This window comes from Streptomyces roseolus, from assembly GCF_014649855.1.
GTDB classification, from domain to species: domain Bacteria; phylum Actinomycetota; class Actinomycetes; order Streptomycetales; family Streptomycetaceae; genus Streptomyces; species Streptomyces roseolus.
The window spans coordinates 40,079-46,407 of record NZ_BMTV01000046.1 but is presented as its reverse complement, the minus strand read 5'-3'; the positions used below and the strand labels follow the sequence as shown (position 1 = coordinate 46,407).

Annotated in this window: 6 protein-coding genes; 5 read left to right on the top strand and 1 reads right to left on the bottom strand. The window is 72.2% G+C overall.

Going from position 1 to position 6,329, the window contains the following annotated elements; genetic code table 11:
* The first annotated feature begins 85 nt into the window (after positions 1-85).
* From IE245_RS34390 to IE245_RS34370, 5 genes are all read left to right on the top strand, one after another.
* Positions 86-619 (top strand): GNAT family N-acetyltransferase, encoded by a 534-nt coding sequence (locus IE245_RS34390; protein WP_189954969.1) that lies wholly within the window; start codon positions 86-88, stop codon positions 617-619.
* 32 nt (positions 620-651) lie between these two features.
* Complete coding sequence (locus IE245_RS34385; protein WP_229851984.1) at positions 652-1,842, top strand: hypothetical protein; 1,191 nt, start codon at positions 652-654, stop codon at positions 1,840-1,842.
* A gap of 127 nt (positions 1,843-1,969) precedes the next feature.
* The gene (thrS, locus tag IE245_RS34380) at positions 1,970-3,283 is read left to right on the top strand and encodes a threonine--tRNA ligase (protein WP_268256627.1); all 1,314 of its coding nucleotides are present in this window, start codon (positions 1,970-1,972) and stop codon (positions 3,281-3,283) included.
* A gap of 46 nt (positions 3,284-3,329) precedes the next feature.
* Entirely contained in the window at positions 3,330-3,872 is a 543-nt protein-coding gene (locus IE245_RS34375) for a GNAT family N-acetyltransferase (protein ID WP_189954965.1), read from the top strand.
* A 102-nt stretch (positions 3,873-3,974) separates the two neighbouring features.
* The gene (locus IE245_RS34370) at positions 3,975-5,015 is read left to right on the top strand and encodes a vWA domain-containing protein (protein ID WP_189954963.1); all 1,041 of its coding nucleotides are present in this window, start codon (positions 3,975-3,977) and stop codon (positions 5,013-5,015) included.
* Here IE245_RS34370 and IE245_RS34365 read toward each other — a convergent pair.
* On the bottom strand, positions 5,005-6,258 hold the full coding sequence (locus IE245_RS34365) for an FAD-dependent monooxygenase (protein WP_189954961.1): 1,254 nt from the start codon (positions 6,256-6,258) through the stop codon (positions 5,005-5,007). The two genes, IE245_RS34370 and IE245_RS34365, sit on opposite strands and share 11 nt — an antisense overlap.
* Positions 6,259-6,329: the final 71 nt, after the last annotated feature.

Below are 6,329 nucleotides of genomic sequence, written 5' to 3'. Positions count from 1 at the left end.
GCCGTTCGTCAGATCCCCACGTCCCACAGGACGTGATCATCAACGAACAAGATCCACTTTCGCAACAGACCCTAGCCTGCCCGTCATGACCGAACTCGGATCCGGCTCCTGGCCGCCCGCCCCCCTGCGGACCGACCGGCTCGTGCTGCGCGCGTCGGCGGCCCAGGACCGGCCGGCCTTCGTCGAACTGTTCTCCTCGCCGGAGGTGGGGACGTACGTGGGTGGCGCCCGGCCGCATGAGGACCTGGAAGCGGCGATGCCCGAGGTGCCGGGCAACCGCCCCGGCGCCTTCGTCGTCGAGCGCGACGGCGCGATGATCGGCGTGGTGACGCTGGATCCCGGAAAGGACGGGCGGACCGACCTCGGGTATCTGTTCCTGCCGCGGGCGTGGGGGCACGGATACGCCGCCGAGGCGTGCGGGGCGGTGCTCGACTGGTTCGCGGACGCGCGGCCCGGCGCGCCGGTGTCGCTCGTCACGCAGACCGCCAACGGCCGGGCGATGCGGCTCGCCGCGAGGCTGGGCTTCACGGAGGTCGAGCGGTACGAGGAGTTCGGCGCCGAGCAGTGGCGGGGCGTGCGGGACGCCGGCGGCCCGGCTCCCGGCATCGCGGCGGACTGATCGAAACCGGCGTACAACCCTCTGGCCGAGCCGTGAGTCTCCTCTGCCGACCACAGTCGATCATCTGTGATCGAACTCTTGAGGAGCTCATCATCAGCGCCATACGCAAGACCCTCACCGCCACCGCCGTCGTCGGCGCCGTCCTGGCGGGGTCGGCCGCCTGCGGGACGGTCGAGCAGCTGTCCGCCGGGAAGAAGCTGGACCAGGCGTTCGAGAAGCTCGGCAAGGAGAAGTCGCTCTCCTTCGAACTGGACCTGGACGTCGACGCCGCGACCCTCGAGGAGCTGGACGCCGCCTCCGACCCCGAGCCCGGCGAGGAACTCCCGGACGAGGCCGCCGAACTCCTCAGCGGGGCGAAGCTCAGCGTCACGGTGGAGTCGAAGAAGCCGCTCGACGAGTCCGGGGAGGAGGACTTCGTCGGGATGGCGATGAAGGTCAGCGTCCCGGAGGGCGACCTGGTCGAGTACCGGCTCGTCGGCGACTACGCCTACTTCCGGTCCGACGTGGAGGCGCTCGGCGAGGCGATGGGCACCCCCATGCCGTCCACCGACGAACTGCCGCCGGAGGCCGGGGCCTTCAAGAAGGTCCTGGAGGGCGAGTGGATCAAGGTCGACTACAAGGCCCTGGAGAAGGCCGGCGAGGAAATGGGCCGGGCGCCGGGCGATGAGGCCCCGGAGTCGGAGCCGTCGCCCGCGCCCACGCTGGACGCCAAGACCCAGAAGAAGCTGGTCGAGGCCCTGCGCGAGGTCGTCGCCCGGGACGTCGAGTTCACGACGGCCGGCGGCGAGGACGGCACGGAGCGCATCTCGGCGACGGCGCCGTTCCGCACCCTGATCACGGACCTGGTCGACGAGATCCGTCCGTTCTCCGAGGAGCTGCCGCCCGGCGTGGAGCTGCCGTCGGCCGCCGACCTGAAGGACGTCCCGGCCGACAAGGTGACCGCCGACTTCACGCTCAAGAACGGCGAGCTGACCGAGGTGTACGTCGACCTCGCGAAGCTCACCGAGAACGCGAAGGGGAAGAAGATCGGGCTGGGGCTCAAGCTGAGCGCCGGCACCGAGCCGACGGCCCCGGCCGGCGCCACGGAGCTGAAGCCGGAGGAGCTGATGGGCGCCTTCGCCGCCGCGATGATGCCCGAGGAGGGCGCGTTCCCCGAAGGCGAGTTCGCCGAGGGCGAGGGCGGCGAGGGCGAGGGCGGGTTCTCGTACACGCCCGCCGCGTAGCCGAACCGCCCACGGGCGAGCCGGCCGCGTACCGCGCCCGCCGGTGAAAAGGAGGTGCGGGCGTTCGCGGTCCCCGCTACCGTCTCCCGCATGAAGCAGCCTGCCGCCGAGACGACGACGCCGGAGAGTGTCCCGGCGCGCTGACCGTTGTCTCAGTCCGAAGCCCCGGGGCGAGTGCCCCGGGGCTTCGTGCCGTGGTCGCTCGCCCGTTCACCGCGAGGAGACCGCCATGCACGACCACCGCCGACTGGGCCGCGAGCTCGGCCTGTTCGACACCGACCCGCTGATCGGCGCGGGCCTGCCGTACTGGCTGCCCGACGGCGCGGCCGTACGCCACGCCCTGGAGGAGTACATCCGTGACGCCGAGCGGCGGGCGGGGTACCAGCACGTGTACTCGCCCGTGCTCGGCAAGCGCGAGCTGTACGAGATCTCGGGGCACTGGTCGCACTACAGCGACGACATGTTCCCGCCGATGCGGCTCGGCGGGGAGCAGGTGGTGCTGCGGCCGAGCCTCTGCCCGCACCACGCGCTCATCTTCCGCTCCCGGTCGCGCAGTCACCGGGAGCTGCCCCTGCGGATGGCCGAGCTGGGCGGCATGTACCGCTCCGAGCCGTCGGGGGTCCTGGGCGGGCTGACCCGGGTGCGGGCCATCCAGCTCAACGACGCGCACGTCTTCTGCACCGTGGAGCAGGTCGCCGGGGAGGCGGGGGCGGCGCTCGGGATGATCCGGCGGGCGTACGAGGCGATGGGCGTCGTCCCGAGCCGGTACCGGCTCTCGCTGCCCGGCCCCGGGGGCAAGTACGTGGACGCGCCCGAGCTGTGGCGGCGGTCCACCGCGCTGCTGACCGAGGCCCTCGACGCCTCCGGGCTCGCGTACGAGGCGGTGGAGGGCGAGGCGGCGTTCTACGGACCGAAGATCGACGTGCAGGTCGCCGACGGGGCGGGCAGGGAGTCGACCCTCTCGACCGTCCAGGTCGACTTCCACCAGCCCGAACGCTTCGGCCTGCGCTACGTCGGCGCGGACGGCGCCCGGCACCGCCCGGTGATGGTCCACCGCAGTGTCGTCGGCAGCGTGGAACGGGCCGTCGCCCACCTCGTCGAGCACCACGGCGGGGCCTTCCCCGCGTGGCTGGCCCCCACCCAGCTGGTGGTCCTCCCGCTCTCCGCCGCCGAACTGCCCTCCGCCCGTGCCCTGGCCGGACGCTGCGCCGACGCCGGCCTGCGCGCGAAGGTCGCCGCCCCCGACGAGGGCACCCTCGGCGCCCGGATCCGCGCCGCCCGCCTGGTCCCGTACGTGGCCGTCGTCGGCCCCCGGGAGGCCGCCGACGGCCAGGTCTCCCTCCGTCTGCGCGACGGCCGCCGGCTGCCCCCGCAGCCGGCCGGCGCCGCCCTCGCCCGGATCGGCGCGCTCGTCGCCGCCCACCGCACCGACCTGTGGTGATCACATCCGATTGCCGCCGCCGGAGCAGGAAGGACAGGAAGCTCCCATGCTGAAGGGAAGCAAGATCGGGCTGCGCGCCCGGCACAAGGAGGACGGCCCGATCCTGCGGACGGAGCTGTACGACGACGTCGTCGGCACCGTGCGGGCCGAGGGCCGGCCGTGGCGGCCCCTCGCCCCCGACTCGGAGGACCCCCGGCTCGTCGGGGACGACACCCGGGACGACGCGGTCGCGTTCTCGATGGTGGAGCTGGAGAGCGGCGCGCTCGTCGGCACCGCGTCCTTCTGGGGCGTCGACCACCACAACCGCTCGGCGCACCTCGGCCTGGGCCTGCTCCCGTCCGCCCGCGGCAAGGGGTACGGCACGGACGGCGTCGCGACCCTGTGCCATTACGGCTTCCTCGTGCGCGGCATGCGCCGGCTCCAGATCGAGACGCTCGTGGACAACCACGCGATGCTCCGCTCCGCCGAGCGCAACGGCTTCGTCCGCGAGGGCGTGCTGCGGTCGTCGGCCTGGGTCATGGGCGAGTTCCTCGACGAGGTGCTGCTCGGCCTCCTCGCCCACGAGTGGAAGCCGGACGGGACGGCGTAGGTCCCGGAGGAGGGCGAGGGGGCGGCGGGCGGCGTCCGGACCGATTGTCAGTGGTGGGTGAGACGGTAAGGACATCACACCGCCGAGGACGGGGAGTTGGCCATGTCCGGAAACCAGAACTACATCAACCACGTCGCGCTCGTGCTGGACGCCAGTTCGTCCATGTCCCATCTGCGGGGGAAGGTCGTCGAGGTCGCCGACCAGCAGATCGAGTACCTCGCGCGCCGTTCGCGGGAGCTGGACCAGGAGACGCGGGTCACGGTGTACGTGTTCGCGGACACCGTGCAGTGCGTCATCTACGACAAGGACGTGCTGCGGATGCCGTCCCTGAAGGCGCTGTACAACGTCGGGGGCATGACCTCGCTGCTGGCGGCGGCGCTGAAGTCGCAGCGGGAGCTGGCGCAGACGGCCCAGCTGTACGGCGACCACAGCTTCCTCACCTTCGTCCTGACGGACGGCCAGGAGAACGCCAGCCACCGCTGCCCCGACGCGCCCAGCACGAACCCGCGGGCGCTGGTGTCGGCCGTGGCCGAGATGATCGAGGAGCAGGACGACAACTGGACGCTGGCCGTGCTCGTGCCGGACCAGATGGGCAAGCGGGAGGCCATGAACTGCGGCTTCCCGAAGGACAACGTGGCCGTCTGGGACGCCACCAGCACCCGGGGCCTGGAGGAGGCCGGCCAGGTCATCCAGCAGGCGACGGAGAAGTTCATGGTGGGGCGCGCCAAGGGCATCCGCGGGTCGCGTTCCGTCTTCTCCGTGGGCGCGGACGCGGTCAACAAGGAGACGATCGCGGCGGCCGGCCTCACTCCGGTCGACGCGTCCGGTTACCAGCTGATCCCGGTGACCCGGGACGTGGCGATCCGCGAGTGGGTCACCGAGTCCGGGCACACGTACAAGACCGGGTGCGCCTTCTACCAGCTGAGCAAGTCGGAGAAGATCCAGGCGCGGAAGCGGATCGCGGTCCTGGAGAAGAAGACCGACCGCGTCTACACGGGGCCCGAGGCCCGCGCCCTGCTGGGCCTGCCGGACGAGGAGGTGCGCGTCAAGCCCGATCAGAACGCGGACTTCACCATCTTCGTGCAGAGCACCAGCGTCAACCGCAAGCTGGTGCCCCACACCCGCCTGCTGCTCATGCACTGAGGCGCCCCCGCTTCCCCGCTCCCCCGGTCACCGTCCCGGCCGGGCCGTACTCCGGGAGGGCGATGTCGCCGGCCTTGGCGAACTGCGCGCCGAGGACGGCGCGCATCGGCCAGCGGGTCATCGAGCGCATCGAGAGGTCGCGCATCCGGATGCCGAAGCGGCCCATGGGGGCGAAGCCGGCGGCTCCGCCGGGCGGGAGTTCCTGGGCCTGGGCGACATAGGGACGCATCACCGTGTCGTAGCGGCGGAAGGCGGTCTCGTGCGCGCCTCCCGCCGCCGCCAGTTCGCCCGCGAGGACGTACGCGCCGACGAGGGCGAGGCTGGTGCCGAGGCCGGTGAGCGGCGTGGCGCAGTATCCGGCGTCGCCGAGCAGCGCCACCCGGCCGCGCGACCAGCCGTCGAGGCGGACCTGCGCCATGGTCTCGAAGAAGAAGTCCGGGGCGGTGCGCAGGGCCCGCAGCAGGCGGGGGGTCTCCCAGCCGACGCCGCCGAAGCGCCGGGCGACGATCTCCCGTTGGGCGGCGACGTCCCGGCGGTCGTACGCCAGCGGCGGCGAGCGGAAGCTGAAGCCGGCCTTGACCTCGCCGGGGAGACGGCCGGGGCGGGCGGAGGCGACGAGCCCGCCGGGCGCGTTGTGCATCAGGTACCAGCCGTCGAGGTCCAGGTCGGGGTCGAGGGCGGTGAACCAGGCCGTGTACAGGCCGATGGGGTGGGCGAGCTCCCGCTCCGGGCCGAACACGAGGGAGCGGACGGCGGAGTGCGCCCCGTCCGCTCCGACGACGAGCGCGAAGCGGCGCGGCGGCGCCTTCTCGAAGGTGACGGTGACGGCGTCGGGGTCCGTCTCCTGGTCGATCCCGGTGATCGTGTCGTCGAAGAGGTACTCCGTGTCCGGCAGGGTCGCCTCGTACAGCAGCCGGGCGAGGTCGCCGCGGAGGATCTCGATCTCGGAGACGATCCCCTCGCCGCCGAAGCTGTCGGCGGGCACCCGCGCGGTGATCCTGCCCTTCCCGTCGACGAGGGCGAGGCCGCGCTGGTCGACGGTGACGGCCTTGGCCCGGTCCATCAGACCCATGCGCTCGACGACGGTCCGTCCGGCGCCCCGGAGGTCCACGGTCTGCCCGCCCGGGCGGGGTTCGGGCGCCCGCTCCACGATCGTGACCACGAAGCCCGCCTTGCGTAGCCAGTACGCCAGTGCCGTTCCCGCGATGCCGGCGCCGCTGATGAGGATCTCGTTGTTCTTCATGACGGGGAATGTACGCCGTACGCAGAGGAGTGGGCAAGCTGAAATCCCTTACCAACAAGGCCCTTCGGTGC

Excerpts from the sequence above, each read along its gene's own strand:
- IE245_RS34390 (WP_189954969.1), top strand. The coding sequence starts at position 86 with ATGACCGAACTCGGATCCGGCTCCTGGCCGCCCGCCCCCCTGCGGACC.
- IE245_RS34375 (WP_189954965.1), top strand. The coding sequence starts at position 3,330 with ATGCTGAAGGGAAGCAAGATCGGGCTGCGCGCCCGGCACAAGGAGGAC.
- IE245_RS34370 (WP_189954963.1), top strand. The coding sequence starts at position 3,975 with ATGTCCGGAAACCAGAACTACATCAACCACGTCGCGCTCGTGCTGGAC.
- IE245_RS34365 (WP_189954961.1), bottom strand. The coding sequence starts at position 6,258 with ATGAAGAACAACGAGATCCTCATCAGCGGCGCCGGCATCGCGGGAACG.